Origin of the sequence: Alistipes montrealensis (assembly GCF_018362775.1) — a bacterium.
GTDB classification, from domain to species: domain Bacteria; phylum Bacteroidota; class Bacteroidia; order Bacteroidales; family Rikenellaceae; genus Alistipes; species Alistipes montrealensis.
Map to the genome: position 1 here is coordinate 85,117 of NZ_JAGYXY010000006.1, position 26,792 is coordinate 111,908.

Annotated in this window: 24 protein-coding genes and 1 tRNA gene; 18 read left to right on the plus strand and 7 right to left on the minus strand. The window is 59.3% G+C overall.

What is annotated here, in order from left to right; all coding sequences use genetic code 11:
* Positions 1–90: 90 nt before the first annotated feature.
* The 9 genes from lptB (at position 91) to KG007_RS12215 (ending at position 10,190) form a co-directional block, all read left to right on the plus strand.
* Positions 91–885: an LPS export ABC transporter ATP-binding protein gene (gene lptB / locus KG007_RS12175; RefSeq protein WP_195461424.1), complete on the plus strand. Its 795-nt coding sequence runs from the start codon at positions 91–93 to the stop codon at positions 883–885.
* Between the two features lie 2 nt (positions 886–887).
* Positions 888–2,132, plus strand: a complete 1,245-nt coding sequence (gene aroA, locus KG007_RS12180; protein WP_213349136.1) for a 3-phosphoshikimate 1-carboxyvinyltransferase — start codon at positions 888–890, stop codon at positions 2,130–2,132.
* An 80-nt stretch (positions 2,133–2,212) separates the two neighbouring features.
* Positions 2,213–3,187: a chorismate synthase gene (locus KG007_RS12185; protein ID WP_195461426.1), complete on the plus strand. Its 975-nt coding sequence runs from the start codon at positions 2,213–2,215 to the stop codon at positions 3,185–3,187.
* Positions 3,187–4,026, plus strand: coding sequence for a peptide chain release factor N(5)-glutamine methyltransferase (gene prmC, locus KG007_RS12190; protein ID WP_213349139.1), 840 nt, complete (start codon positions 3,187–3,189; stop codon positions 4,024–4,026). The genes KG007_RS12185 and prmC overlap by 1 nt, the downstream gene beginning before the upstream one ends.
* Positions 4,008–4,520 carry a regulatory protein RecX gene (locus KG007_RS12195; protein WP_213349142.1) on the plus strand — a complete coding sequence of 171 codons (513 nt, stop codon included), beginning with the start codon at positions 4,008–4,010 and terminating at the stop codon, positions 4,518–4,520. Before prmC ends, KG007_RS12195 begins: the two co-directional genes overlap by 19 nt.
* Positions 4,505–6,235 carry a M23 family metallopeptidase gene (locus KG007_RS12200; protein ID WP_213349144.1) on the plus strand — a complete coding sequence of 577 codons (1,731 nt, stop codon included), beginning with the start codon at positions 4,505–4,507 and terminating at the stop codon, positions 6,233–6,235. The genes KG007_RS12195 and KG007_RS12200 overlap by 16 nt, the downstream gene beginning before the upstream one ends.
* A 58-nt stretch (positions 6,236–6,293) precedes the next feature.
* Complete coding sequence (locus KG007_RS12205) at positions 6,294–6,677, plus strand: response regulator (RefSeq protein WP_195461430.1); 384 nt, start codon at positions 6,294–6,296, stop codon at positions 6,675–6,677.
* Positions 6,678–6,816: 139 nt separating this feature from the next.
* Positions 6,817–8,865 carry a sensor histidine kinase gene (locus KG007_RS12210; protein ID WP_213349147.1) on the plus strand — a complete coding sequence of 683 codons (2,049 nt, stop codon included), beginning with the start codon at positions 6,817–6,819 and terminating at the stop codon, positions 8,863–8,865.
* Positions 8,862–10,190: a sensor histidine kinase gene (locus KG007_RS12215; RefSeq protein ID WP_213349150.1), complete on the plus strand. Its 1,329-nt coding sequence runs from the start codon at positions 8,862–8,864 to the stop codon at positions 10,188–10,190. Before KG007_RS12210 ends, KG007_RS12215 begins: the two co-directional genes overlap by 4 nt.
* Positions 10,191–10,249: 59 nt before the next feature.
* Here the strand turns inward: KG007_RS12215 and KG007_RS12220 are convergent, their stop codons facing one another.
* Together KG007_RS12220 and KG007_RS12225 are read right to left on the minus strand one after the other, a co-directional pair.
* Complete coding sequence (locus tag KG007_RS12220; protein ID WP_213349153.1) at positions 10,250–12,124, minus strand: DUF3857 domain-containing protein; 1,875 nt, start codon at positions 12,122–12,124, stop codon at positions 10,250–10,252.
* Positions 12,124–14,103, minus strand: a complete 1,980-nt coding sequence (locus KG007_RS12225; protein ID WP_213349156.1) for a DUF3857 domain-containing protein — start codon at positions 14,101–14,103, stop codon at positions 12,124–12,126. The genes KG007_RS12220 and KG007_RS12225 overlap by 1 nt, the downstream gene beginning before the upstream one ends.
* A gap of 227 nt (positions 14,104–14,330) precedes the next feature.
* Here KG007_RS12225 and KG007_RS12230 point away from each other — a divergent pair.
* From KG007_RS12230 to KG007_RS12270, 9 genes are all read left to right on the plus strand, one after another.
* A tRNA-Arg gene (locus KG007_RS12230) sits at positions 14,331–14,404 on the plus strand.
* Between the two features lie 222 nt (positions 14,405–14,626).
* Positions 14,627–15,184: a 30S ribosomal protein S16 gene (locus tag KG007_RS12235; RefSeq protein ID WP_195461435.1), complete on the plus strand. Its 558-nt coding sequence runs from the start codon at positions 14,627–14,629 to the stop codon at positions 15,182–15,184.
* A gap of 86 nt (positions 15,185–15,270) precedes the next feature.
* A complete protein-coding gene (locus KG007_RS12240) occupies positions 15,271–15,828 on the plus strand; it encodes a ribosome maturation factor RimM (RefSeq protein WP_213349159.1) in 558 nt (185 codons plus the stop codon).
* Positions 15,825–16,316, plus strand: a complete 492-nt coding sequence (locus KG007_RS12245; protein ID WP_213349162.1) for a CPBP family glutamic-type intramembrane protease — start codon at positions 15,825–15,827, stop codon at positions 16,314–16,316. Before KG007_RS12240 ends, KG007_RS12245 begins: the two co-directional genes overlap by 4 nt.
* Position 16,317: 1 nt before the next feature.
* A complete protein-coding gene (mnmA, locus tag KG007_RS12250) occupies positions 16,318–17,517 on the plus strand; it encodes a tRNA 2-thiouridine(34) synthase MnmA (protein ID WP_213349165.1) in 1,200 nt (399 codons plus the stop codon).
* Positions 17,518–17,531: 14 nt separating this feature from the next.
* Complete coding sequence (locus tag KG007_RS12255; RefSeq protein WP_213349168.1) at positions 17,532–18,605, plus strand: SGNH/GDSL hydrolase family protein; 1,074 nt, start codon at positions 17,532–17,534, stop codon at positions 18,603–18,605.
* A gap of 150 nt (positions 18,606–18,755) precedes the next feature.
* Entirely contained in the window at positions 18,756–19,571 is an 816-nt protein-coding gene (locus tag KG007_RS12260) for an endonuclease/exonuclease/phosphatase family protein (protein WP_317194942.1), read from the plus strand.
* A 166-nt stretch (positions 19,572–19,737) separates the two neighbouring features.
* On the plus strand, positions 19,738–22,461 hold the full coding sequence (gene ppdK / locus KG007_RS12265; RefSeq protein WP_213349170.1) for a pyruvate, phosphate dikinase: 2,724 nt from the start codon (positions 19,738–19,740) through the stop codon (positions 22,459–22,461).
* 185 nt (positions 22,462–22,646) lie between these two features.
* On the plus strand, positions 22,647–23,108 hold the full coding sequence (locus tag KG007_RS12270; RefSeq protein ID WP_195461441.1) for an outer membrane beta-barrel protein: 462 nt from the start codon (positions 22,647–22,649) through the stop codon (positions 23,106–23,108).
* Between the two features lie 68 nt (positions 23,109–23,176).
* On the opposite strand, the gene KG007_RS12275 is transcribed toward KG007_RS12270, so the two are convergent.
* The 5 genes from KG007_RS12275 to KG007_RS12295 form a co-directional block, all read right to left on the minus strand.
* Positions 23,177–23,698 (minus strand): hypothetical protein, encoded by a 522-nt coding sequence (locus KG007_RS12275; RefSeq protein ID WP_288238450.1) that lies wholly within the window; start codon positions 23,696–23,698, stop codon positions 23,177–23,179.
* A complete protein-coding gene (locus KG007_RS12280; RefSeq protein ID WP_195461442.1) occupies positions 23,691–23,993 on the minus strand; it encodes a TRL-like family protein in 303 nt (100 codons plus the stop codon). Before KG007_RS12280 ends, KG007_RS12275 begins: the two co-directional genes overlap by 8 nt.
* A 1-nt stretch (position 23,994) precedes the next feature.
* Positions 23,995–24,540: a peptide deformylase gene (gene def / locus KG007_RS12285; RefSeq protein ID WP_195461443.1), complete on the minus strand. Its 546-nt coding sequence runs from the start codon at positions 24,538–24,540 to the stop codon at positions 23,995–23,997.
* 130 nt (positions 24,541–24,670) lie between these two features.
* A complete protein-coding gene (ruvX, locus tag KG007_RS12290; RefSeq protein ID WP_213349174.1) occupies positions 24,671–25,099 on the minus strand; it encodes a Holliday junction resolvase RuvX in 429 nt (142 codons plus the stop codon).
* 144 nt (positions 25,100–25,243) lie between these two features.
* Entirely contained in the window at positions 25,244–26,788 is a 1,545-nt protein-coding gene (locus KG007_RS12295) for a glycine--tRNA ligase (protein WP_195461445.1), read from the minus strand.
* Positions 26,789–26,792 lie beyond the last annotated feature (4 nt).

The window sequence follows — 26,792 nt, forward strand, 5'->3', positions numbered from 1 at the left end:
TACTATGCTTTAAAATCAGAAAATTCAATGTAAAGATAAAAAACTTTTCGGAAAAAAGCATAACTTTGTAAAAATTTCATCGAAAACGCAATGCGCCTTTACACCAGCGAACTCGTCAAAAAATACAAGGCCCGGACCGTCGTCGACCACGTGTCGATCGATGTCAATCAGGGAGAGATCGTAGGCCTGCTGGGCCCCAACGGAGCCGGCAAGACCACGACCTTCTACATGATCGTGGGGCTGATCAAGCCCAACGAAGGCCGCATCTTCCTCGAAAGCGACGAAGGCCAGACCACCGAACTTACCAGCCTGCCCGTCTACCGCCGCGCCCAGTTGGGCGTGGGTTACCTGGCGCAGGAGGCTTCGGTCTTCCGCCGCCTGTCGGTGGAGGACAACATCCGGGCCGTACTGGAGATGACCACCTTTTCGAAGGAGTACCAGAACGAACGGGTCGAGGCGCTGATCGAGGAGTTCCGCCTGCAAAAGGTGCGCAAGAGCCTCGGCATCCAGCTCTCGGGCGGCGAACGCCGCCGTACGGAGATCGCGCGGGCCGTGGCCATCAACCCGGCGTTTATCCTGCTCGACGAGCCGTTCGCAGGCGTGGACCCGATCGCCGTGGAGGACATCCAGTCGATCGTAGCGACACTGAAACACAAGAATATCGGCGTGATCATCACCGACCACAACGTCGATGAAACGCTGGCCATCACCGACCGTACCTACCTGCTCTACGAAGGCAAGATCCTGAAAACCGGTACGGCCGAAGAACTTGCTGCCGACCCGATGGTCCGCAAAGTCTACCTCGGCCAGCATTTCGAGCTCAAGAAGAGCCACCAGTTGACACAGGAGATGAAAAACCGCAAAGGACAGGAGGTTAAGGAGTAAATATGGATAAAACGGTTCCGCAGGGCCGCGTGAAAGGCACGCTGAAGCCGCCCTGCTCGAAAAGTTATGCACAGCGCGCCCTCGCGGCAGCGCTGCTCTCGGAGGAGGTATCGGTACTGCGCAACATCGAATTCTGCGACGACACCCGTTCGGCCCTGAGCTGTATCGAAACGCTCGGCGCACGGGTGCACCAGGTCGACCCCACGTCGCTCTCGATCGAGGGAGGGCTCGACCCGAAGGGCCATGTGCTCAACGTAGGCGAATCGGGTCTCTCGACGCGTCTTTTCACTCCCATCGCATCGCTCTGCCCCACGCCCATCACCATCGAGGGGCGCGGTTCGCTGCTGCGGCGTCCGATGCACATGATGTTCGAGCCGCTCCGGCGGCTGGGCGTGAGGGTGCGCGACAACGAAGGCTACCTCCCGATCGAGGTCTGCGGCCCGATTCAGGGCGGAAAGGTCGAAGTCGACGGATCGGTTTCATCGCAGTTCATCACGGGACTGCTGCTCGCGCTGCCGCTGGCCAGGCGCGACACCATACTGCACGTCGACGGGGCGGTCTCGACACCTTATTTAGATATGACCCTCGACACGGCGGCGCGTTTCGGCATCGAGATCAGCCAGCGCGATTACGAGGAGTTCTACATTCCCGGACGGCAGCGCTACCGCTCGACCTATTTCAGCATCGAGGGCGACTGGAGCGCCGCGGCGATGCTGCTGGTAGCCGGCGCTACGGCCGGAGAGGTCACCGTGCGCAACGTCTCGATGCTCTCGAAGCAGGCCGACACGGCCATCTGCACCGCATTGGTGCGCGCGGGAGCCGCAGTGATCAACGAGGAGGAGTCGGTAACGGTGCTGCACCGGCCGCTCCGCGCCTTCGAATTCGACGCGACGAACTGCCCCGACCTGTTCCCGGCGCTGGCGGCGCTGGCCGCTGCGGCCGACGGCGTAAGCGTCATCCGGGGAACTTCGCGCCTCGAATACAAGGAGTGCAACCGTGCGGACGCCATCCGCGACGAATACGCCCGCCTGGGCATCGAGGTCGACACCTCGGAGGAGGACCTGATGAAGATTCGCGGCGGAAAGGTTCGCTCGGCACGCACATCGAGCCACGGCGACCACCGCATGGCCATGTCGCTGGCCGTCGCCGCACTGCGCTCGGACGGCGCCGTCGAGATCGAAGGAGCCGAGAGCGTCGCAAAAAGCTACCCCGGATTTTTCGAGGATTTGGCACGCATCCGAGAGTAAATCCCGCTGCGTGCGGCACGCCCTCCCGAGGGAGACAAAAAAGGACCGACAAGTACACCACATCAGACAACCAGCGCTCTATGAATCAATTCGGACATAATTTCCGGCTCGCCATCTGGGGAGAGTCGCACGGACACCAAATCGGCATTTCGCTGGACGGCATTCCGGCAGGCATTCCGCTCTCGGAGGAAGATTTCGCCGAAGACCTCGCACGGCGCCGCAGCGGAGCCCCGGGGACCACGCCGCGGCGCGAACCCGACGTGCCGCAGATCGTGTCGGGCCTCTACAACGGCCACACGACGGGTGCTCCGCTGACCATCGAGTTCGCCAACACCAATACCCACTCGCAGGACTATTCGACCGTCATGCGCCACTACCGGCCTTCGCACGCCGACCTGGTGGCTTACCATAAATTCGCCGGATTCAACGACCCGCGCGGGGGCGGGCATTTCTCGGCGCGCCTCACCGTGGCGCTGGTCGCCGCGGGTGTGGTGGCCAAGAAGGTATTGCCGGCAGGCGTACAGTTCGCGACCCGGCTGACCGAGATCGGCGGCTGCACCGACCCCGAACGGTTCAACGAAGTACTGCACGCCGCAACAGCCGACCGCGACTCGGTGGGCGGCATCGTCGAATGCCGCGTTTCGGGAGTGCCCCTCGGATTGGGACAACCCTTCTTCGATTCGGCCGAAAGCCTGATCGCCCATATGCTGTTCGCCGTACCGGCGGTCAAGGGGGTCGAGTTCGGCAGCGGATTCGCCGGGGCCCGCCTGCGCGGTTCGCAGAATAACGACTGCTTCGTCGACTGCGACGGTACGACGACGACGAACAACGCCGGAGGCATCAACGGCGGCATCACCAACGGCAACGAAATCGTGGTCCGCGCGGCGCTGAAACCCACACCGAGCATCGGCCGCGAACAGATAACCTACAACCTGGCGACAAACAAGGTCGAGCCGCTGGAAATCCACGGCCGCCACGATGTCTGCGTCGCCCTGCGCGGCGCGGTGGTCGTCGAAGCCGCCGTAGCCATCGCGCTGGCCGACTTTATCCGCTGATGACGCGCCGGGAGACCATCGACTCTCTGGCCGCACGGCTCACAGGGCTTTACGACGCACGCGAAGCCCGCAGCATCGCGCTGGCCGCCGTAGCCGAGCTTTCGGGACTCACGCCGTCGGCGCTGCTGACCGATCCGGAGGCGGAACTCGCCGTCGGGGGATTGGCCGGGGCCGAAGCGCAGCTTGTGTCCGGGAAACCCCTGCAATACGTCGTCGGATATACGGAATTCTACGGCCGCCGCTTTGCCGTACGCGAAGGGGTATTGATTCCGCGTCCCGAGACCGAAGAGCTCGTCGACTGGGTTCTGCGCAACGAACAGGCAGCCCAAAGAGTGCTGGATGTCGGAACGGGAAGCGGCTGTATCGCAGCGTCGCTGGCCCTGGGACTGCCCGGGGCAGCGGTTTTCGCCGCCGACATTTCGGACGATGCGCTGGCCGTCGCCGCGGAGAATTTCCGGGCGCTGGGCGCAAACGTGGCGCTCCGCAAGGCGGATGCGCTCGGAGGACTGGCCGAGGCCTTTCCGGAGCGTTTCGACGTGATCGTGTCGAATCCGCCCTATGTTCCCGAGAGCGACCGCGCGGCGATGCACACCAATGTCCGCGACCACGAACCCGCCCTGGCGCTGTTCGTGCCGGACGACGATGCGATCCGCTTCTACCGCGCCATTGCGCGGGCGGGACGGCAGATGCTGCGCGAAGGTGGAAGGCTCTATTTCGAGATTTACGAACGCGCCGCAGAGGAGATCGCCTGCATGCTCGGCGCCGAAGGATATACCGACACCGAGGTCCGCACGGACCTCTTCGGAAAACCCCGCATGGTATGCAGCCGGATGAACTGAAGAAAAAACGTACCAAAACGCCCGACGAGGCGCTTGCTTCGCTGATGCGCCTCTGCGCCCGCGCCGAGAAGTCGGAGGGCGACGCACGGCGGCTGATGCGCGGCTGGGGACTGGCGGAGCGCGATGCGCAGCAGGTGCTCGACCGACTGCTCCGCGACCGGTTCATCGACGACAACCGCTATGCCGAGGCCTTCGTGCGGGAAAAACTGCGGCTGAGCGGCTGGGGCGAATACAAAATCCGCACGGCCCTGCAACGCAAAGGGGTTCGCAAGGAGACGATCGACGCGGCACTGTCGCAGGCCGACCGTTCGGGCATGGGGGAACGGCTCGCGCAGCAACTCTGCCGCAAGGCCCGGACGGTGAAATACGCCACGCAATACGAATTGAAAACCAAATTGATACGCTACGGGCTTTCGCTCGGGTACGACTACGAGGCCGTTCTGGACGCCGCCTCGGCAATGGTCAGGGAGACGGATAGATGCGACGACTTTTAACACTGTTCTTATTTACGACAATCAGCTTCGGGGCGAGGGGACAACAACTCGATCCCGAAGCGTATATTTATCCCCTGCGGGATTTGAAACAACGGCTCTACTCGGCCAATTTCGGCGAAATACGCCCGGGGCATTTCCATGCGGGCGTGGACATCAAGACCGACGGCGAGGAAGGCAAACCGGTCGTGACTGCGGCCGACGGCTATGTTTCGCGCATAGTGCTGCAGGCGGCCGGATTCGGACGCGCTGTCTACGTCACGCAGAAAAACGGCACGACGGCTGTCTACGGCCACCTGCAACGTTTCCGCGACGACATCGAGGAGCACGTGCGCAAGGAGCGTTACGCACGCCGTTCGAACAGCGTAAACCTCTGGTTCGGAGCCGGGACATGGCCCGTGAAGCAGGGCGATGTAGTGGCCTACTCGGGCGACAGCGGTTCGTCGGGCGGCCCGCACCTCCATTACGAAATCCGCGACACGAAAACCCAGCGGCTCTACAACCTCGTCCGCGAAGGAATCATACGCCCCAAAGACAACCTGCCGCCCCGCATCATGCGCCTGCATTATATCGAAGTCGACACCGTGCAGGGCGTACCGGTCCACAGCGCCCCGGAGAGTTATGCCGTGGTACGCACGGCCGAAGGCCGCTACCGCCTGACGCACGACGGCCCCGTCGGCACGGGCCGCAAGGGTTACTTCGTGGCGGAAGTCACCGACCGCCGCAACGATGTCTGGAACACCTTCGGGGTGTGGCGCGTGACGGCATTCGTGGACGGCGTCCCCCGATCCGAATTCCGCATGGACGGTTTTACGTACGACATGTCGCGTTACAGCGACGCCGTGAGTTACTACCCCATACAACTCGATTCGCGCAACGAGGCGATTCGCCTGGCGCAGTTGGCCGGAGCGCCCGACAGTTTCTATCCGGTGATGGAGGAGCGCGGGCTGGTGCGCACGGCCGAAGGCGAGGTGCGCCGCATCCGCATCGAGGCCGAAGACGACTGCGGCAACTGCTCGACGCTGGAATTTTCCGTCCGCGGACGCGCCGGGGAGTTCCGCGCCGGAGCCGACACAACAGCCGTAACGGTATGGCCCGGCCGGGCGTCGACCGTGCGTATCAGCGGCGAAGCGGAGGTCCGCATTCCCGCAGGAGCGATCTACGAACCGATCTTTGTCCGCCCCGGGCTCGGGGAGGCCCCGCAGGCAGTATCGGGTTTGGTGGTCCTCTCGCCCGCCTACCACCTTTTCGATCACACTACGCCCCTGTTCCGGTCGGTGGAGGTCAGCGTGCGCACCCGCATACCGCGGCAGTTCCAGTTGCAGGCCCAGTTGGCTGTGCGCACACGCAAAGGAACGCTGGTGTCCGCCGGGGGCAGATACGCCGACAACGCCGTAACCGCCCCGGTACGCACGGCCGGCGACCTGGTGGTCGTGGCCGATACGCTCCGGCCCGTGGTCTGTCCGCTCTTCGCCGAAGGCACAGACCTCACCAAAGCCGACGGAGTGCGGTTCCGGGCTTCGGACAACTTCTCGGGCATCGCTTCGTGGACGCTGCAAATCGACGGCGAGTGGGTTCCCTGCGACCGATTCCCGATGAAAGGAACGCTGGTTCACCTTTTCGACGCCCCGGCACAGCGGCGTACGCACACCGTGCGGCTTTCAGTCGCCGACGGATGCGGAAATACAACGCATTTTGAAGGAACATTTTACCGCTGACGAACGAAGTTTTCGGGAAATATTTCCTATATTTGCACTGATTGCAATGTAGCGTATAATGACAGACAATAACACAACCGAGCGCAAGCCGCTGATCCTGATTGCAGAAGACGTGGAAAGCAATTACAAATTGCTGGAAATAATTCTCAAGAAAGAGTACGACCTGATTTGGGCGAAGAACGGTAAGGAGGCTGTGGAGTATGCTCTCTCACAAAATCCGGACGCCGTGCTGATGGATATTAAAATGCCCGTTATGGACGGTATCGAAGCCCTGAAGGAGATTCGTACCCACACGGACAAGCTGCCCGTCATCATGCAGACGGCGTATGCTTTCGACACCGACCGGCGCATTGCCGAAGAGGCCGGCTGCAACGGATTCATCACCAAGCCCGTCATGCCGCGCGAACTGAAAATGTACCTCGACAAGTACCTCACGAAATAGGGTCACGATCCTATTCAAGGCATACTGCGGGCCGGAAAGTTTGTCCGGTCCGTTTTATTCACCACCCAAAAGTTGCGTATCGGCCGTTACGGCTGTTTTATAAATGCCCCGTCTCCGGAAAATACTCCTTGCAATCGGCATGCTGTCGGGCACTTGTCTGAATGCAACTACCTACCAGCAGGTGTCGGACAGTCTCCAGCATGTGCTCGCCTATACGGCCGATCCCGGGAAACGGGTGGAGTTGCTGCTCGACCTGAAAGACCTCAACGAAGATTCGAACCTCAACCTGGCCTATTCGATCCAGCTTTTCCGCGAAGCGGCAACCATCCGCGACACCTATGCCATGACGGCTGCAACCGTGCCTATCCTGGTGCAGTATGCCCCCTATCCCGAAAAAACCGATTCGCTCAACTATTATGTCCGCGAATTGCGGGAGCTGACACCCGGAACGCCGGAAGAGGGCATGGACGCCTATGCCGAAATGTCGATCTCCTATTACCGGCTGAACAGCGAATACGACGAGGAGAAAGCGCTTCGGCTGGCCCACGAGATCGACGCATGGTGCAACGACGACTCCGCACATCGGGACAACATTTACCACCGGGTCAAGAGGCTCTTGCTCAAGGGCCATGCGGGAATCACGATCGGCTATTACGAAAAGGGAATCAAGTCAGCCTATATCCCCCAGACGAAAATCTGGGAGGAGGCTTACGAACTGACGCGGCAAATGCCCGAACTGCTCGTGCGCAAGAATTTCGCCAACCTGGTATATTTCCTGCTCAGCGGGGCCTACAACCAGGCCCGCGACTACGACAACCAAGTAAGGCTGACCACGGATTACATCGCCCTGATAGACTCCTACTACGCCATGGAGGACCAGTTGCAGCGCCGCCCCTATCTCTACCGCGACAACAGCTACGTGAACCCCTACCGGCAGCTTATCCGCTGCTCGATCAACATCGAGCGCGACGACCTGCTGGAAAAAAATTTCGCCGAGTTCCGGGACCGTATGCTCAACGCCGAAGGCGAAAACCTCGTGCGGAACAAGACCTATGTTTACGAACTGGGCTACCTCTGGAACGGAATCCGGGGCCACTACGACCAGAGCATCCTCTACTGCGACTCGCTGCTCACGATGATCGACCAGGGCAAAGGCTATTTCCGGATGAACCCCTCGAAAATCTACCAGGTCAACCGGGACCGCAGCGTAATGCTATACCGCGCAGGACGTTACGACGAATCGTACGATTCCTACGAACGTACGGCTGCGGTGCAGGATTCGATTTTCAGCGCCGAACGCCGCGAGCGGAGCGAGACCATCCGCCGTCGTCACGACATGGACCGGCTCAAGCTCGCCGAGACCCATGGCCTGATTCGCAACCGTGCGGCGGTGATCTTCTCATTTGTCGCCATCGGCATCCTGCTGATCGGCACGGGCGTCTACTTCACCGTCGCACTGCGCCGCAACCGCCGCCTGCAAGCCGACATCGCACGGCACAACCGCAAAGCAAAGGAGAGCGAGCACATGAAATCGATCTTCATCAGCACGATTTGCCGGGGCATCGGGCAACCGCTGGACACCCTCGACCAGACGGCGCAGAAACTGATGCTCGCCGACACCGGGATAGAAACGCGGCTGGAGATGCTCGGCTCTATCCGCGAAAACACCGACCTGCTGCTCTCGACGCTCGACAACATGCTCGAAGCCGCCAACCTCGACAGCCTGACCGACCAACTGCAGCTCGAAGAGACCGACATCGACGAATTGTGCCGCGCAGAACTGCTCACGGCCTCGCGCCTGCAACACGGCAGCGAAGTCGAGTACCGGATCGAAACGCCGGGAACACGGTGCATCGTACGCACGCACGCCCAGTACTTTTCATTCGTAGTCCGCGCACTGCTCGACAACGCCGCAAAATTCACTTCCTCAGGCAACATCACGCTCCGTTACGAAACCGACCCTGCCGCCAATATGCTCCAGGTCTCGGTGACCGATACGGGCTGCGGAATCGCCCCCGAACGGCAGGTGGAGATTTTCCGTCCACTGGCCGACGGACCGGTGGCGTCGCGCGGCCTGAGCCTCTCGCTCTGCCGCATCATCGCCGAACACCTCCGCGGCTCGATACGTCTCGACTCGGCCTATACCGCAGGGGCACGGTTCATCTTCACAATCCCCCTGAAGCCATGACGAGCCGCATCCGATCCTTAATTGCGTCAGCGGTGCTGGCCCTGCTGACCCTGACGGCCTGTCCGCACAGGGCTGCGGCGCAGCCGTGGCTTCCCGAAGACAACGACAACGGATTCGGCGGCAAACCCGGCATGCACCTCTTCCTGCCCAGCCGATTCATCAAGTCGATCCGCGAGGACCGGCTGACCATGGCCCGCACCCGCTACTTCCAGGCCGCCTACCGCAAAGCGGTCAACCGCGGCGAATACATCCGCGCGCTGGCCTACACCGATTCGCTGATCTACCTTGCCGAGCACCGCCCTATTCCCGGCGTCCGACCCACGGTATGCTACCAGAAACGCGCCTGGATGCTCCACAACCTCAACCGTAACGAAGAGGCCTCAGCGGCTTACGAACGAGCCGTGAAGGTCCGCAATTCGGCCATGCACCTCGAACAGACCGAGGCCCTGCGCGAAATGCAGGCTTCGTACGAACTGGACCGGCTGGCCCTGGACAAAGCGCTGCTGACGGCCCGCCACCACAAGATAGCCCTCATTTCACTGCTTCTCCTGCTTATGGCCGTAGCCGTAGCCGTGGCGTTCGTCTACGCAAGCAACCGCCGCACGAAACGGCTCCAGCAGGAATTGCTGCGACAAATGGAGCAGGGACACAAAAGCGAGGAGAAGAAGACGGCCTTCATCAACTCGATCTGCCACGAAGTCCGCACGCCGCTCAACAGCATCGCCGGATTCTCGGAACTACTGTGCACGGAGGAGGTGTCGCCCGAAGCACACGGCCAATACTGCGAAATCATCCACGAAAGCCGCCGGCAACTGCGCTACCTGTTCGACGACATGCTCGAAGTGGCGCAACTCGAAAACCTGTCCGAACCGCTGCCGCGCAGTTACCTCGACCTCTGCGCCCTGTGCCGCTCGCAACTGCGCGCCATGAAAATCCGCTGCCCGAAGATCGGACTGGTCTACACCGACGGCATCCCCGCCGAACAGATCGCCATGGTCACCAGCGAAAAATACCTCGGCATTCTGCTCGCGGCGCTGCTCGGAAATGCCTACAAGTTTACCCGGCAGGGCGAAATCCGCCTCGAATGCGGTCGTGAAGGAGACGAACGGGTATACATCGCCGTAACGGACTCCGGATGCGGAATCCCGCCCGAAAAATACGACGAGGTATTCGAACGCTTCACCAAGCTCGATCCCTTCAGCCAGGGCAACGGACTGGGGCTTTACCTCTGCCGCCTGATCGTCCGCCACCTGGGCGGCGAAATCCGCATCGACCCGCAATACACCGAAGGGACGCGCGTCGTAGTCGTCCTGCCGCGAAAATAGGCCGAATCAGCTAAAAAAACGGGGTCCGTTGGGACCCCGTTTTTCAAATGCAGGCTTCCCTACTCTTTTTTAAGCACGATATTGGCACTGAAGATTTTAGCGCGCCCGGAGATGAAGTCACGGTACTCCTCGAACAGGTCGCGGGAGTAAGTACCGGCGTGCATGCAAGTGCGCTGTTCGATCGTGATCACCTTGTCCTGCACCTCCATGCGCAACGAATAGGTCCCGAAAGGCGTCGTGACGCTGCACGGACGGGGCCGTGTCTCGACGTGCATATTCGCGGGAAGGCGGATTTCGACGGTCGTAATATCTTCGTAACCCACGGCGCGGTAAATGTCGTACAATCGCTCCTTGTCCCGGTACTGCGAAGTGTCGCGGAACGGCGTCTGCGCGAGGAAACAACGGCTGCCCGTGCTGGTGACGTATTTCTCCGAAGCGATGTCGTAGGTGACGGTAATCGACGGCAAAGCCTCTTTCACCTCCTCGCAGGCAATGTTTTCGACCCGGATCAAGGGGATTTTGAGGTCGCCGAGCAGGAGGTCGGCCTGCTTCTTCGCATCCTTCTTCGGGAAACTCATCAACGATTCATACTGCCCCACGGCATAACATTCGGCGACATGTCCCGTCGCCGAGCCGTCCGCGGCAAGCGTTACTTCGACACGCCGGACCATCCGGTTCAGCGTGTCGGCATACTGCGGCAAAGTCACGAATTCGCCTGTGCCGTTGCGGAAAAGAACGGCGTCGTGCCCTGCAATGTCTTTGTGGACATAACCGAACGGAACGTCCGTATTGGTACATTCGAGCCACAGGGTTTCGTCTTCGAGCGGCACGCAGAGGATCGCGTGGTTGGCCTGGGCAGGCGATGCGAAATCGGGATACATCCTGCGGCGGTCCGTATGGATAATCACGTAATGCGACCCGATGCCGCATTCGCGAAGCATCGCGCCGAGGTAGTTAGACAACGCCTTGCAGTCGCCGAACTTCGTTTTGAAGACCTCTGCGGCAGACATCGGCTGCTGTCCCCCGATGCCGAGCTGGATGCTCACGTAACGGGTCGACTCACCCAGGTAATCGTACAGCGCGCGCACCTTCTCGCGCGGCGTCGGCAGCGCGTCCGTACGGCGGTGCACCTCCTGTTTGAGGGCATCGGGCAGCACGTCGCGTCCTTCGAGCAGCCCGCACTGCCAGACTCCGTAGGAAGCCCAGTCGCACATGCTGCCCCGCGTCTTTCCGTACTCGAAATCGTAGGGAGCAGCGAGCACGACCGGCACAAGGTCGACGGACGGGGGCGCTGCGGGTTCGGGTTTCACGGCGGGGAAGTTCTCCAGCGTCCAGCGGTAAACGTCGCGTCCGTCGGCGGTGGTTTTGACAGGATCGCCGATATTGGCCCCCTTATAGCCGAATTGCAGCCCGGCGGGAACCGAGACCGTATAGACGCCCTTTTCGAGCGACACCCCCGACCAGCCGACGGGCGCAAAAGCCGGAAAGGTGAGCAAGCCGTTCTTATAGCCGATTTCGTATTCGTAGCGGACCGTGTAGGGATACGACGGCGAATGGACCTCCAGGTAATAGACAGCACCGTCGGAAGCAAGGCTCTGGGCCGAAAATTCGGAATACCTGAGTTCCGAGCGTTTCAACTTGCGGACCGTTTTCCCCTGCGCATCGCGGATCGTTCCGCTGAAACTCTTCAGCGTGCGCGTCGGATCGACATAGCAGGAGAAATTACCCTTTTCGGCCGCCGAACCCTTCAGGACAGTGATCTCCTCGACGTAGCCGGCCGTCGCCGAGACCGGCGAAGAGTAGACGAAATCGACGGTGCAGAGCCGTACGACGGCATCGCTATGCCGGAGCAGCTCCTCCGCAACGGCAGGGGCCTGCGCCTGCGCGGCAACCGCACAGGCGCATCCGAGAACCAGGGAAAGCAATCGTCCCATCATTGCGCGGCATTGGTTTTACGGAGCACGATCCGACTGTTGCTCAGGTCGGCAACCATGCCGTAGAAGGCATTCACATCCTGGAATTCCGAGGGCAGGAAGAGGATGCGCGGCTGCCGGAAGATGAAATTGAACTGGAGATATTGATGCGTAAGCTGCGAGAGGTATTTGCAACTGAGTCCCTTTTCACAGGCCGTCATGTTGATATCCTTAGGCAGCTCCTCGACAGCGTAACCCTCGGGCAGTTCCAGCGAGCAGCGGATGTCGTAGGTAATCGGCTGCGGGAACTCAATGGGCAGCGTACGCGACTGGGCGTTGAGTTCGTTCGTCGACATAAAGGGAATTACCGTCGAATTGACGTAGATGAATTCGTCCGTACAGTCGAGCTGGCGGGATATTTCGTAGTCCTGGGCGACCTGAGCCGTCCCGGCATCCCTGACCTCCAGTTCTTCGATCTGGATCCCGTGCTCCTTTTCCAGCGACTCGATGTACTCCTCCTTCGACTTGGCGGCGGCGTACCTTTTGCTGAGGGTCATCGCCGGCTGGTTGAAATAGGACTCCATAATCTTCCCCTTCAGCGTACCGTCGGGTTCGACCCGGACGATCATGCTGATGCCCACGCGGTTCGGCGCCAGATCGGTGAGGTTGCACCACCCGGCTTCGCCGTCCACGCCGTAAAGGCGCGCGCGGTCCACCGACAGTTCGACAGGCAGCAGGTCGATATCGGAATTGATATCCGTACCGTCGACATAAACATATTTATCGGCATTCGAAGCATCGCACCCGCCGACGCGCAGCACAAAGGCGTGGATGCCGTCGATAGTCGGATGCGTATAGGAGAGGCGCCCCAGGTGGCGGGGGCTGAGCATCACCGGGACAACGCTGAATCCGGCATCCTTCAGGGCTGCCATCAACACGAAATTGATGTCGGCGCTCGACCCGGTCCCTTTGCCGGCGGCTGCACGCGGGCCGTCGGAGAAGAGCCGGTAATCGCCGTTCCACTTCATCTTCGACTGCACGAGGCGCAAGACGGCGCGGGCTTTTTCGACCGGCGTACCGTCAGCGGCTTTGATCGCGGCAACCTCGTCCTTGAAGGGATTGTTGATACGGGTATGGGAGTCGAACGAACTCTTATGCAAAACCTCGTTGACAGCCCTCCACGAAGTCGCGAAATTCTGGACTATCGAATAGGGCAATGCGATCTGCGCCAGTTCGAATTTGAGCATCGACCGGAAGTCGTCGAGACACCACACGTAAGGTTCCTTCTTGAGGGCGGGGATGTCGGTCCCTTCCGCCTTCAGTTTGGTAACGGTATAATTCAAGGTGTTGGCCCCCGAACCGAGCGACTCCGTCGCACTATCCCGGGTGACATTGATCCGCACATATCCCGTGCTCTCGGAGTTGAAGTTGAAAAACTCGGGGATATTGGCCTGCATACGGCTAAATGCCACGGGAATATCGTGCTGGAAGACGAACGAAGGAATGTCGGTGATGTTGGCCGAAGTCTTGCGGTATCTGTACTCGATGACCGTACCTTCGCGCACCTCGGGGATCGAGAATTTGATGAGACGCCCGTACTCGCCGATCGCCTCGGTAAAGATATACTGTCGTTTGAGCGGGGTTTTCACGATTTTCCCGTCCACCAGGTTGTAAGCCGCAGCATCGATACCCGTGATGTTTTCGCGACTCGCCGGACGGTCGTAATAATAGACGCTGACATCGGCATTGCCGACGCCCTCGGGTTTGAGAATTTTGACGCGGGCCCGGTACTCCTGGACCAGGCTGACCGTCGTGGAGAACTGGTAACTGAGGTAATTATCCTCATAGAGGATGACTGCATCGGCATCGGGGTCTTTCTCGTAACTCTCCATGCGGAGTTCGTCGAGAGAGACCTTTCCGAAACGATAGTCGTGCTCCTGCGCACAGACGGATGCGCAGGAGATTATCGCCAGAAGCGACAGAAGGGTCAGTTTTTGCATGATGGGTGAGCGTTTGGGTTTGTTAAATTAAGCAAATTTTCTCAATTTGAACAATTTAAAGCCCAAAATTTTCATTTTCCGGATCATTTTTCCCAATTCGCCCGCTCCGGCAGTCCCGGGTCCGGCAAAAGGCAGCGGCTTCAGACAGGCTGCGGAACACAAGAAATCGAACGATAAGTTTGCAGTTAGTCCGAAATTTCTTACTTTTGCAGCGTTTATCAAACGATGGTCTCGTAGCTCAGTTGGATAGAGCAACAGCCTTCTAAGCTGTCGGTCGTGGGTTCGAATCCCGCCGGGATCACAGCAAACGGATTGGTTTTTAAGCGATTAAAATCAATCCGCTTTTTATTTTAACCAGCTATGCAACCAGCAGATTTTGCCATCCGGGCGGCTCCTGCGGCAGTGTAAAATACAGTTTTTTACGACATTTATTTTGCCGGGCGGAATATTTTCCCTACATTTGCAGGCTTAAAAGCCCGAAGGGGTTAGCGTTTTTTATTAATTACACAAAATTTTATAGCAAATGGCTGTTAAAATTCGTCTGGCACGTCACGGTAAGAAGGGTTATGCCTTCTATCACATCGTTGCCGCAGATAGCAGAGCGCCACGTGATGGTAAATTCATCGAGAAGTTGGGAACCTACAACCCCAACACGAATCCTGCTACGATTGATCTGGACTTCGTGAAAGCCCTGGATTGGTTACAGAAAGGCGCACAACCTACGGATACTTGTCGGGCTATCCTCTCGTACAAGGGCGTAATGTACAAGAAACACCTGCTGGGTGGCGTAGCCAAGGGCGCGTTCACCGAGACCGAGGCCGAAGCCCGCTTCAACAAGTGGATGGAAGCCAAGTCGGGTAAGATCGAGGCCAAGACCAACAAGCTGGCGACCGACGCCAAGTCGGCCGAGAAGGCTCGTATGGCTGCCGAGGCCAAGATCAAGGAGGAGCGCGCTGCCGCAATCGCCGAGAAGAAGGCTGCCGCAGACGCCGCTGCCCGCGAGGCCGCTGCTGCCGCAGCAGCCGAGGCTACGGAAGCTCCCGCCGAAGAGGCTGCTCCGGAAGCACCCGCCGCTGAATAAGCAGGTTCTTGTTCCGATAAAAACGGTAAACTTCCGCAAGGGAGATTACCGTTTTTTTTGTATTTTTACGCCATAATTCAACTGACATGATCGTTCCCGCAGGCAGAATCAACAAATTTTTCGGCACGGAGGGCGGAGTGATGCTCTCGCTCTACCCCGCTTTTCCGGAGGATTTCGACTTAGACACCCCCTTGCGCGTCACCATCGACGCACTGGAGGTTCCGCTCTGGTGCGAGCGCTTCGAACGCCGCGGCATCTCGGGAGCCACGGCTGCTTTCGCCGACTTCGACACCCAGCGCCGGGCGCAGGAACTCCTGGGACTGGAATTCCGCATCGAGCTGGGAGAAGACGAAGACGACGATGAGTTTTACCTCGAAGACCTGATCGGTTTCGCTGTCGAGGCCGAGGAGGCCGGGGCCATACCCCGGACGGCCGAAAGCAAGGGTGCGGCACAGGCCCCGGAAAAGTTGCACGGCACAGTCACGGATTATTACGACAGCGACGCCAATCCGCTGTTCGAACTGGAACTCGGCGGCCGGCAGGTACTGGTCCCCGCCGTCGAGGAGTTCATCGCGCACATCGATTTCGAAAAGCGCACGATGCACCTGGTACTCCCCGAGGGGTTAATCGACCTGGAACGATGAAAGGAAAATTCACGACAGGACGCCTGCTGAAAAGATGGCGAATCGCGTTGGGCTGCATGCCGTGGTGGAAATTCGCCGCGCTGGTATTCGTCGCCACATTCGCGGTCAAGACGATCGCCATCCTGCTGTTCGGCATCACGACGGGAATCGAGGACGAGGACGTAGACCCCGAACGCGCCCGGCGCATCGGCTGGTTCATAGCCGTCGTCGTCGTGCCGCTGCTGGAAACGCTCATCGCCCAGGCGCTGGTCATCTGGCTCGTGCACAAGGCGCTGCCCAAATCGTTCTGGTGGCCGGTCATCTTCTCCGCGGCGGTTTTCGGCGGCGGACACCAACAGAGCCCGGTTTACCTGGTCTGCATGCTTTTCGTAGGACTGGTATGGGCGTTCGCCTACCAGAGCCGTTTCGAACGGCAGGGGTTTGCCCAGGCATTCTGGCTCATCTTCCTCATACACGCATCGAACAATGCAATAGCTTTTATTCTCTGATATGGCACGGGTGGTAATCGGACTTTCCGGCGGCGTGGATTCGTCGGTGGCGGCCTGGCTCCTCAAACAGCAGGGGCACGAGGTCGTGGGACTTTTCATGATCAACTGGCACGATACGACGGGAACGCTCGAAGGCGACTGTCCGTGGTACGACGACCGGGTGTTCGCCGAACTCGTGGCCAAGAAACTCGACATCGCCCTGCATGTGGTCGACCTCTCGGCAGACTACCGCACGCGTGTCGTGGATTACATGTTCGCCGAATACGAGAAGGGCCGCACGCCCAATCCCGACGTGTTGTGCAACCGCGAAATCAAATTCGACGTTTTCCTGCGGGAAGCGCTGAAACTGGGCGCCGACTACGTCGCCACGGGCCACTACTGCCGCAAAGCGGAGGAGACGCTGCCCGACGGGCGCACGGTTTACAAACTTCTTGCGGGCAGCGACCCCAACAAGGACCAGAGCTATTTCCTCTGCCAGCTTTCGCAGGAACAGTTGAGCCGGGCATTGTTTCCCGTCGGCGGCCTGCTGAAACCCGAGGTGCGGCGCATCGCCGAGGAGCAGGGGCTGGCCACAGCCAAACGGAAGGATTCGCAGGGTATCTGCTTCGTGGGCAAGGTCGACCTGCCAACCTTCCTCCAGCAGAAACTCGCCCCCAAGAAGGGCAACGTACACGAAATACTCCCCACGTGGCCCAAATACGTACGCGAGGCCGTTCCGGCACAGGGAGCCCCGACGAGCGAACAGTTGGCCGCCCTGGCCGAGCCGTGGCGCTACACCGTGCGCGACGGCAAGAAGATCGGCGAGCACAACGGCGCCCACTACTACACCATCGGCCAGCGCAAAGGACTCGGCATCGGGGGCCGCAAGGAGTCGCTGTTCATCCTCGCGACGGACGTGGCGCAAAACGTGATCTACGTCGGCGAGGGCGACGCACACCCCGGATTGTGGAGGCCCGCGCTGCACATCGCCCCGGAAGAAATACATTGGGTAGACCCCTTGCATGCCATGCAAGCGCTCACGAGCCGCCGTTTTTCGGTCCGCATCCGCTACCGCCAACCCTTACAGGGGGCAACGCTCCACATGCGTCCGGAAGGGCTGTATATCCTGTTCGACGAGCCCCAGCGCGGCATCACCCCGGGGCAGTTCGCTGCGTGGTACGACGGCGACGAGCTGGTCGGATCGGGCGTGATCGAGAACTGACCAAACCTGAAACCATGATAAAACACCTTGCACTTATCGCCGCCGGAGCGCTGTTTCTGCACACTGCAACGGCCCAGAAGTACGTCGACGCCTCGACGCTGACCATCATCGGCCGCACCTGTCCGATGGAAGGACATCCCTATTACCGGGTCGATACGACACGCTACCATTTCGACGAAAAGATCATACGCACCTACTGCGGCTACCCCGCGGGCATGGCCGTGCTTTTCACCACCGACAGCCGCCGGATCGAGGCCCGCTGGACCACGGCCCCGCGCAACTACGGCTGGAACATGACCCCGGTCCTGCAACGCGGCATGGACCTCTACGTCCGGGAAAACGGCGTGTGGACAATGGCCGGGGCGGCGCGTCCCGGATTGCAGGACAAACACGCCGGCACGATCGTCGACCACATGGACGGACAGCCCAAAGAGTGCATGCTCTACCTGCCGGCGTGGAGCGAGTTGCTGACGCTGGAGATCGGCGTGGACGACGACGCTTCGGTTTCTCCGCTCGAATCGCCCTACAAACACCGTGTCGTCGTCTTCGGATCGAGCGTCACCCACGGCGCCTCGGCCAGCCGCCCGGGTATGGCTTACCCGGCGCGCATGAGCCGTATGACGGGCATCGAGTTCGTCAACCTGGGTTACAGCGGCAGTTGCAAACTCCAACCCGAATTCGCGCGGCTGCTCGCCGAAACCGATGCCGACGCATTCCTGTTCGACGCTTTCTCGAACCCCGGCCCGGCCCAAATACGCGAACGGCTCGACGGGTTTGTCGCAACGCTCGTCAAAGCCCATCCCGACAAACCGCTGATCTTCATGCAGACCCACTGGCACACCGCGGGCAACCTCGACCAAGAGGCTGCGAAATTCCACCGCGAGCGGATCGACACCGTCGACGAAATGATGCGGCGGCTGGCGAAACAATACAACAACGTCTATTTCCTCGACGGCGAGTGGTTTCTCGGCAAAGACGCCGAAGGGACCATCGACTGCGACCACGGTTCCGACCTGGGATTCGACCGCATGATCGCCGAGCGGCTGCCCCGCATCGCGAAAATCCTGCGTAAATACGGGATCAAATAGCCTTTCCCGCATCGTTACACCCCGGCCGGCATGGCCGAAAGTCCGAAGTACGACATCAAATACAATGTAAACCATATCAGCGAAATCGCCAGGTTCCCCGGCTGTTCGCCGCGTGATTTCCTTCCCGAAAATTCCCTTTAAACCCCGATCGTGAAGATTCGCCGCCTGATAACGTCTGTCCTGCTCTGCGCGGGATGCTGCGCCGCCCTCGGACAACGACCTGTCGGCATCGCCTTCTACGACGTGGACCGGATTTACGACACCCTTCCGGCCCTTTTCTACGACGATGCGGATTACACACCCGAAGGCCGCCTGCGCTGGACATCGGAACGCTATACACGCAAAATCCGCAACACGGCAGCCGTAATCGACTCGATGGCCCTGCCTCTGGTCGCCCTGTGGGGCGTGGAGAACGAACAGGTCGTGCGTGACATCGCGGCAGCCTGCGAAGGCGAATACTCCTACCTCCACCGCACGCTCAATTCGCTCGACGGAATGGATTTTGCGTTGCTCTATTACGGAGACCTCTTTTTCCCGACCTACGACGAACCGGGGCGCCGCTACCTCTACATCGAGGGCGAACTGGGGCGCGATACCGTGGGACTGGTGCTGTGCGGCGATGCGCGCATGGCCCGATGGGTCGTGAAGGACCTGCGCGAAGAGCGTCCGCACGCCAAACTGATCGTAATGGGACGCTCGGATTTCCCGGCCCCCGAAACCTGGGGATTGCACGATGCGACCCGGCGCGCCGAACAGGCCGGGCGGGGCACGGTACGCCGCGGCGGACGGTGGCAGATGCGCGACCGGATACTCGCCGATACGGCCCTTAAAACCTCGGAAGGCGATGTTTTTGCGCGCCGCTATCTGGTTGACCAAAAGACCGGTAACCCCTTCACAACCTACTCCCGCGGGGCTTATCGGGGCGGCTACGGGTATTCACTGCCGGTATTTGTATACATCCGGTAGATTTTTTTGGAATTTTCGAAAAGTTTTCGTATTTTCGCAATCCCTTCAACGGAAATGCATTTTATGGATGCGGTAACGGAAACGTCACCGCAATTTTTCGGCTTCACGGGACAGGAATAAGAAAAAATTTTTATATTTATAGAACAATTCAAAACCAAAAAAAGTTATGGCAGACGTAAAACGGGTCTATACCTTCGGTAACAAAGAGGCCGAAGGAAACGGCAAAATGCGTGAACTGCTCGGCGGCAAAGGTGCGAACCTTGCGGAGATGAACCTTATCGGCATCCCCGTACCTCCGGGATTCACCATCACCACGGAAGTATGTGCGGAATTCTATAAACACGGCAAAGAGGCCGTGATCAATATGCTCCGCCCCGAAGTCGAGAAGGCGATGCAGAACATCGAGAACCTGACCGGCATGAAATTCGGCGACAAAGAGATGCCGCTGCTCGTTTCCGTCCGCTCGGGAGCACGCGCGTCGATGCCCGGCATGATGGACACCATCCTCAACCTGGGCATGAACGACCAGGCCGTAGAGGCTGTAGCCAAGCGTACGGGCAACCCGCGTTTCGCTTGGGACTCGTACCGCCGTTTCGTACAGATGTACGGCGACGTGGTGCTGGGCATGAAACCCGTATCGAAAGAGGACCACGATCCGTTCGAGGTGATCATCGAGGAGCAGAAGGCCAAGAAGGGCGTGAAGAACGACACCGACCTGACCACCGACGACCTGAAGGAGCTGGTGAAGAACTTCAAGGCCGCCGTGAAGAAGCAGACAGGCGAGGATTTCCCCGCCTGCCCGTGGGAGCAGCTCTGGGGCGCCGTTTGCGCCGTATTCGGCTCGTGGATGAACGACCGCGCCATCCTCTACCGCAAGCTCAACAACATCCCCGCCGAGTGGGGCACGGCCGTATCGGTACAGGCCATGGTATTCGGCAACATGGGCGAAAATTCCGCGACGGGCGTAGCCTTCTCGCGCGACGCCGCAACGGGTGAGAACCTCTTCAACGGCGAATACCTGATCAACGCCCAGGGCGAGGACGTGGTTGCCGGCATCCGCACCCCGCAGCAAATCACCATCGAGGGTTCGAAGCGCTGGGCCGTTGCCCAGAAGGTTTCGGAGCAGGACCGCAAGACCAAATTCCCCTCGCTCGAGGAGGTGATGCCCGAAGTCTACAAGGAACTGTTCGACATCCAGCACCACCTGGAGCAGTATTTCAAGGATATGCAGGACATCGAGTTCACGATCCAGGACGGCAAGCTCTGGATGCTCCAGTGCCGCAGCGGCAAGCGTACGGGCGCCGCGATGGTCAAGATCGCGATGGACATGCTGCGCGAAGGCCTGATCGACGAGAAGACCGCCGTACTGCGCTGCGAGCCCGCGAAGCTCGATGAGCTGCTCCACCCGGTATTCGACAAGAAGGCTATCTCCAACGCACAGGTCATCACCAAGGGCCTTCCCGCATCGCCGGGCGCTGCCACGGGTCCCGTCGTATTCTTCGCCGAGGACGCCGAGAAAACGCTGGAAAAGACCGGCAAGCGCGCCATCCTGGTCCGCATCGAGACTTCGCCCGAAGACCTGAAGGGCATGCTCGACGCAGCAGGCATCCTGACCGCACGCGGCGGTATGACCTCGCACGCAGCCGTCGTAGCCCGCGGCATGGGCAAGTGCTGCGTATCGGGTGCAGGCGAGTTGCAGATCGACTACAAGACGCGTACGATCCAGGTGAACGGATTCACCGTAAAGGAGGGCGACTGGATTTCGCTCAACGGCTCGACGGGCGAGGTTTACCTCGGACAGGTAGCCACCATGGCCGCCGACGTGAGCGGCGACTTCGGCCAGTTGATGGACCTCGCCGGCAAATACTCGGTGCTGAAGGTTCGCGCCAACGCCGACACCCCGAAGGATGCCGCACAGGCATTCTCGTTCGGCGCCGAGGGCATCGGCCTCTGCCGCACGGAGCACATGTTCTTCGAGGGCGACCGCATCAAGGCTTTCCGCGAAATGATCCTCGCCGACGACGAAGCCGGACGCCGCGTGGCGCTGGCCAAGCTGCTGCCGATTCAGCGCGGTGACTTCGAAGGCCTCTTCAAGGCCATGAACGGATTCCCCGTGACGGTGCGCCTTCTGGATCCCCCTCTGCACGAGTTCGTACCCCACGACGAGAAGGGCCAGAAAGAGATGGCCGCCGAAATGGGCGTACCCCTCCAGAAAATCGTCGCCAAAGTCGAGTCGCTGGCCGAGTTCAACCCCATGCTGGGACACCGCGGCTGCCGTCTGGGCAACACCTACCCCGAAATCACCGAGATGCAGGCACGCGCCATCATCGAAGCTGCGATGAACGTCCGCGCTGCGGGCATGCCCGTTCACGTGGAGATCATGGTTCCGCTGGTGGGCAACCACAAGGAACTGCGCTACCAGAAGAAGATCATCGACGCTACGGCAAACGAGGTATTCTCGGAGCGTAACGACAAGATCGACTACATGGTCGGCACGATGATCGAGGTTCCGCGCGCCGCCGTGACGGCCAACCAGATCGCCGAGGTCGCCGAGTTCTTCTCGTTCGGAACCAACGACCTGACGCAGATGACACTGGGCTTCTCGCGCGACGACATCGGCAAGTTCCTGCCCGTATACCTGGAGAAGGGCATCCTGAAAAACGACCCCTTCCAGATCCTCGACCGCAACGGCGTAGGCCAGTTGATCCGCGAAGCCGTACTCAAGGGACGCGGCGTTCGCGAAAACCTCAAGTGCGGTATCTGCGGCGAGCACGGCGGCGAACCTTCGTCGGTAGAGTTCTGCCACTATGCAGGCCTGAACTACGTGAGCTGCTCACCCTTCCGCGTGCCCATCGCACGCCTGGCCGCCGCACACGCAGCGCTCAACTAAATACGATCCCGGCTCCGGCCGGGACCGATACGACCCGGGGTCTGCGCACGATTGTCGCAGACCTCTTTTTTATTGGAAAAAAAGTCCGGTTCGTTGAATTTATTTGGCCGCCAACGGGAAAATTTTTATATTTGTTTTGGCAAACAGTTTGAATAACGTTTATTCAATATAAAAAAAACGGAAAAATGAAAAAGATTCTTTTAACGGCGATTGTCGCACTCTTCGCAGTAACAACGGTATCGGCGCAGGACAAAGGCAACTGGGCGCTGGGACCCCGCATGAACATCTACACCAACACGGGTGACGCCGTGGTCGGTCTGGGTGCATTCGGGCGTTACAGTTTTACGGATAACTGGCGTATCGAACCGTCGCTCATGGCATTGCTCCACAGCGGCTGCTCGATCGACCTGAGCGTCGACGCCCAGTATGTTTTCCACTTGGGCGAAGGCTGGAGCGTTTACCCCGCAGTGGGTTTCACGGCCAACGACATCGGCAAGTGGGCTGCGGGCCTGAACATCGGCGGCGGTTTCGACTTCTCGATCGCCCGCGACTGGGACCTTTCGGCCGGCCTGAAATGGCAGCCCATGTTCGACGACTGGCGTAAAAACCCTGTAGTCATCAGCATCGGCGCGGCTTACAAGTTCTAAGCTCCGATATGCAACGAAAAATCCGGAAACCTTGCAGTTTCCGGATTTTTTACATTTAAAACGACCGCTCAGCGCTTTTCGTTCACATATACCATCTCGAATATCTTATACCCGATCGGCGCGTAACTGCGCCATGCGGAGCGTTTGACGCTGTAAACAGAAGCCCGTCCCCCGACATAGACCGTCACTTCGGGCAAAGCCCGCTCGTCGAAAAAACCGCAGAGTTTCGATCCGTCGGCATCGAACGTATAGCGGTGCTTCCAGTCTTTTTTCCCGGGTTCGAGGTAGAGTTTTTCAACCGGGCCGGACATCGTCATGGCGCCAGCCGCAAAACGCACGGAATCGGCCGGAACGGCATCGGGCATGCGGCAGGTGAAATTGATCGTGGCACGCCCGCCGCGGTTCTCCTTGTAGGTAATGTCGAATGTCAGGTCGCCTGTCTCGCGGTTCTCGAACAGCGTCACGGGGAAGGTATGATAAATCACCCCGTCGGCCTCGGCCTTCGACACATAATGACTGCGGATGTTCTGCGCCGAAACCATCGAGGCTCCGGCGATGCATGCGACAGCCAGCAGGAGGCGTTTAGTCACCGTAAACGATGATCGTGTAGATCGTATAGACGCCTACATAGGACTTGGCCTGGTAGTCCACGTGGTGGATGCGCGTGATGCCGGCCTCGCGGGCTGCGGCCTGGATGCTCGCATCGCCCATAGCGACGACACCCACATAACCTTTGGCCTCGGCCGTGCCGACCTTGCTCGATCCGGCGTTACCCGTCACGGCCAGTCCGTCCTTCACGTCGGTATAGATTCCGCCTACGAGGGGCGATTTGACGCATCCGGCAAACATCATTGCAGCGAATGCACATGCGAAAAGTTTTTTCATATTATTTGGTTTTATAGGCACAACGGTATTTGCCCTTCGCCAGGTTCAACAACTTGCCTTTGAGCAGTTGACGGCGAAGCGGTGCGATGCGGTCGGTGAAAACTACCCCTTCGATGTGGTCGTACTCGTGCTGGATCACCCACGCCTTGAGTCCCGTGAACTCTTCGTCGTGCTCGACGAAATCGGTATCCAGGTAGCGCATACGGATCGACAACGACCGCGCCACGTCGGCATGGATGCCGGGGAACGAGAGACAGCCTTCGTTGTAGGTCTTTTTCTCCTCGGAGAAAGCGTAAATTTCGGGGTTGATGAAAGCGCGTTTGTAATCGACACACGACGGATCTTCCTCGGCCCACGGCGTGCAGTCGACGATGAACAGGCGGATGTCCTTGCCGATCTGGGGCGCGGCCAGTCCGACGCCTTCGGCCTCTTCGAGCGTGAGGAACATATCCTCAACGAGTTTTTTCACTTCGGGGTAATCGGGTGCGATCTCCGCACAGCGTTTGCGAAGCACCTCGTCACCGTAAATAACAATCGGGTATATCATAAACTAAAATTCCTTTCTTTTTTTACGCTTTTCGTCAGAACGAGTTGAATTTCGGGCTTCGTGCCGCGGGACACGGATGGGATGTACAAACAGTACCTCCCATTCGGGGCACGCAAGGGAAATGCGAAATTCAACCGTTATCACGGAAAACGACAGATTCCATATAGGACTGGAGTATAATCGTCGCCGAAATCTTATCCACCAGGGCTTTGTCGCGGCGGGCCATCTTGCCGATGCCGCTTTCGAGCATCGTACGATGGGCCATCACCGAGGTAAAACGCTCGTCGTAAAAGACCACCGTCTTATCAGGATAGGCTTTCCGCAGACGCCCGGCCAGCGGCTCGATAAACCGCCATGTCTCCGACGGCGTTCCGTCCATGCGCGAGGGCTTCCCCACGACTATCGTACTAACGTCCTCGGCGGCGAAATATTTTGCCAGCCACGCTTCGAGCCCCTTCGTCTCGACGGTCTCCAATCCTCCGGCGATCAGGCGCAGGGGATCGCTCACGGCGATTCCCGTACGCTTCGTGCCGTAATCTATGGCAAGGATGCGTCCCACTTGTCAGAGGTTTAGCCCAGATTGAGCGTCCAACACCTCATCCGGTAACAGCAGCCAGACGAGGAGCAGTACGATCAAAAATACAAGTAACGCGAACTTCCAAGTCGCATACCATTTTTTCTTTTGCTCCTCCATATACTACATCTACTGATTTTGTTTTTTGAATAACTTGCGGTAGGAGCACTCCTCGTCGACCATGGCGTGCAGGGCCTCGATCTTGACGCGCTCCTGGGCCATCGTATCGCGGTGGCGGACCGTAACGGTTCCGTCTTCGAGCGTCTGGCCATCGACCGTCACGCAGAACGGCGTACCGATGGCATCCTGACGACGGTAACGCTTGCCGACCGAATCTTTTTCATCATACACAACATTGTAGTCGTATTTGAGTTCGTCGACGATCTTCCGGGCCACTTCGGGCATGCCGTCTTTCTTGACCAGCGGCAGCACGGCGACCTTGATCGGAGCCAGCGCAGGCGGGAATCTCAGCACGACACGCGAATCGCCGCCCTCGAGCGTCTCTTCGGTATAGGCCGCCGACATCACCTGCAGGAACATGCGGTCCACGCCGATCGAGGTCTCGACCACATAGGGAACATAGCTTTCGCCCGTCTCCGGATCGAAGTACTGGAGTTTCTTGCCCGAGAACTTCTGGTGGCTGCCCAGGTCGAAATCCGTACGCGAGTGGATACCCTCGACCTCCTTGAAGCCGAACGGGAAGTTATATTCGATGTCCGTCGCAGCATTGGCGTAGTGGGCCAATTTGTCGTGGTCGTGGAAACGGTAGTTGTCGTCGCCGAAACCCAGAGCGCGATGCCAGGCCATACGGGTGTTCTTCCACTCGTTCCACCACCCCATCTCGGTCCCGGGGCGTACGAAGAACTGCATCTCCATCTGCTCGAACTCGCGCATGCGGAAAATGAACTGGCGGGCGACGATCTCGTTACGGAAAGCCTTACCGATCTGCGCAATACCGAACGGGATTTTCATGCGGCCCGTTTTCTGGACATTCAGGAAGTTGACGAAGATGCCCTGCGCCGTCTCGGGACGCAGGAAGATCGTATTGGCGCCTTCGGAGGTCGAACCCATCTGGGTCGAGAACATCAGGTTGAACTGACGCACGTCGGTCCAGTTGCGCGTACCCGAAATCGGGCATACGACCTCGCAGTCGACGATGATCTGGCGGAGTTCCGCGAGGTCGTTGGCGTTCAGCGCATCGGCGAAACGCTTGTGCACCTCGTCGCGTTTGGCCTGTGTTTCCACGACACGGGGCGAAGTCTCGCGGTATTTGGCCTCGTCGAAATCGGCCCCGAAGCGTTTGCGGGCCTTCTCAATCTCCTTACCGATCTTTTCATCCTGCTTGGCGAGCCAATCCTCGATCAGTACGTCGGCACGGTAACGCTTCTTCGAATCCTTGTTGTCGATCAGCGGGTCGTTGAAGGCCGACACGTGTCCCGAAGCCTCCCACGTCTTGGGATGCATGAAGATCGCAGCGTCGATACCGACGATATTCTCGTGCAGCTTGACCATCGAATCCCACCAATAACGCTTGATATTGTTCTTCAGCTCCACGCCGTTCTGGCCGTAATCGTACACAGCTCCCAGGCCGTCGTAGATTTCGCTCGAAGGAAACACGAATCCGTACTCCTTGCAATGGGCTACCAGCTTTTTGAAAAGTTCTTCCTGAGTCATCGTA

What these genes read in the sequence shown, in the direction of transcription:
- lptB (WP_195461424.1), top strand. Translation starts at nt 91, where the DNA reads ATGCGCCTTTACACCAGCGAACTCGTCAAAAAATACAAGGCCCGGACC.
- aroA (WP_213349136.1), top strand. Translation starts at nt 888, where the DNA reads ATGGATAAAACGGTTCCGCAGGGCCGCGTGAAAGGCACGCTGAAGCCG.
- KG007_RS12185 (WP_195461426.1), top strand. Translation starts at nt 2,213, where the DNA reads ATGAATCAATTCGGACATAATTTCCGGCTCGCCATCTGGGGAGAGTCG.
- prmC (WP_213349139.1), top strand. Translation starts at nt 3,187, where the DNA reads ATGACGCGCCGGGAGACCATCGACTCTCTGGCCGCACGGCTCACAGGG.
- KG007_RS12195 (WP_213349142.1), top strand. Translation starts at nt 4,008, where the DNA reads ATGCAGCCGGATGAACTGAAGAAAAAACGTACCAAAACGCCCGACGAG.
- KG007_RS12200 (WP_213349144.1), top strand. Translation starts at nt 4,505, where the DNA reads ATGCGACGACTTTTAACACTGTTCTTATTTACGACAATCAGCTTCGGG.
- KG007_RS12205 (WP_195461430.1), top strand. Translation starts at nt 6,294, where the DNA reads ATGACAGACAATAACACAACCGAGCGCAAGCCGCTGATCCTGATTGCA.
- KG007_RS12210 (WP_213349147.1), top strand. Translation starts at nt 6,817, where the DNA reads ATGCTGTCGGGCACTTGTCTGAATGCAACTACCTACCAGCAGGTGTCG.
- KG007_RS12215 (WP_213349150.1), top strand. Translation starts at nt 8,862, where the DNA reads ATGACGAGCCGCATCCGATCCTTAATTGCGTCAGCGGTGCTGGCCCTG.
- KG007_RS12220 (WP_213349153.1), bottom strand. Translation starts at nt 12,124, where the DNA reads ATGGGACGATTGCTTTCCCTGGTTCTCGGATGCGCCTGTGCGGTTGCC.
- KG007_RS12225 (WP_213349156.1), bottom strand. Translation starts at nt 14,103, where the DNA reads ATGCAAAAACTGACCCTTCTGTCGCTTCTGGCGATAATCTCCTGCGCA.
- KG007_RS12235 (WP_195461435.1), top strand. Translation starts at nt 14,627, where the DNA reads ATGGCTGTTAAAATTCGTCTGGCACGTCACGGTAAGAAGGGTTATGCC.
- KG007_RS12240 (WP_213349159.1), top strand. Translation starts at nt 15,271, where the DNA reads ATGATCGTTCCCGCAGGCAGAATCAACAAATTTTTCGGCACGGAGGGC.
- KG007_RS12245 (WP_213349162.1), top strand. Translation starts at nt 15,825, where the DNA reads ATGAAAGGAAAATTCACGACAGGACGCCTGCTGAAAAGATGGCGAATC.
- mnmA (WP_213349165.1), top strand. Translation starts at nt 16,318, where the DNA reads ATGGCACGGGTGGTAATCGGACTTTCCGGCGGCGTGGATTCGTCGGTG.
- KG007_RS12255 (WP_213349168.1), top strand. Translation starts at nt 17,532, where the DNA reads ATGATAAAACACCTTGCACTTATCGCCGCCGGAGCGCTGTTTCTGCAC.
- ppdK (WP_213349170.1), top strand. Translation starts at nt 19,738, where the DNA reads ATGGCAGACGTAAAACGGGTCTATACCTTCGGTAACAAAGAGGCCGAA.
- KG007_RS12270 (WP_195461441.1), top strand. Translation starts at nt 22,647, where the DNA reads ATGAAAAAGATTCTTTTAACGGCGATTGTCGCACTCTTCGCAGTAACA.
- KG007_RS12280 (WP_195461442.1), bottom strand. Translation starts at nt 23,993, where the DNA reads ATGAAAAAACTTTTCGCATGTGCATTCGCTGCAATGATGTTTGCCGGA.
- def (WP_195461443.1), bottom strand. Translation starts at nt 24,540, where the DNA reads ATGATATACCCGATTGTTATTTACGGTGACGAGGTGCTTCGCAAACGC.
- KG007_RS12295 (WP_195461445.1), bottom strand. Translation starts at nt 26,788, where the DNA reads ATGACTCAGGAAGAACTTTTCAAAAAGCTGGTAGCCCATTGCAAGGAG.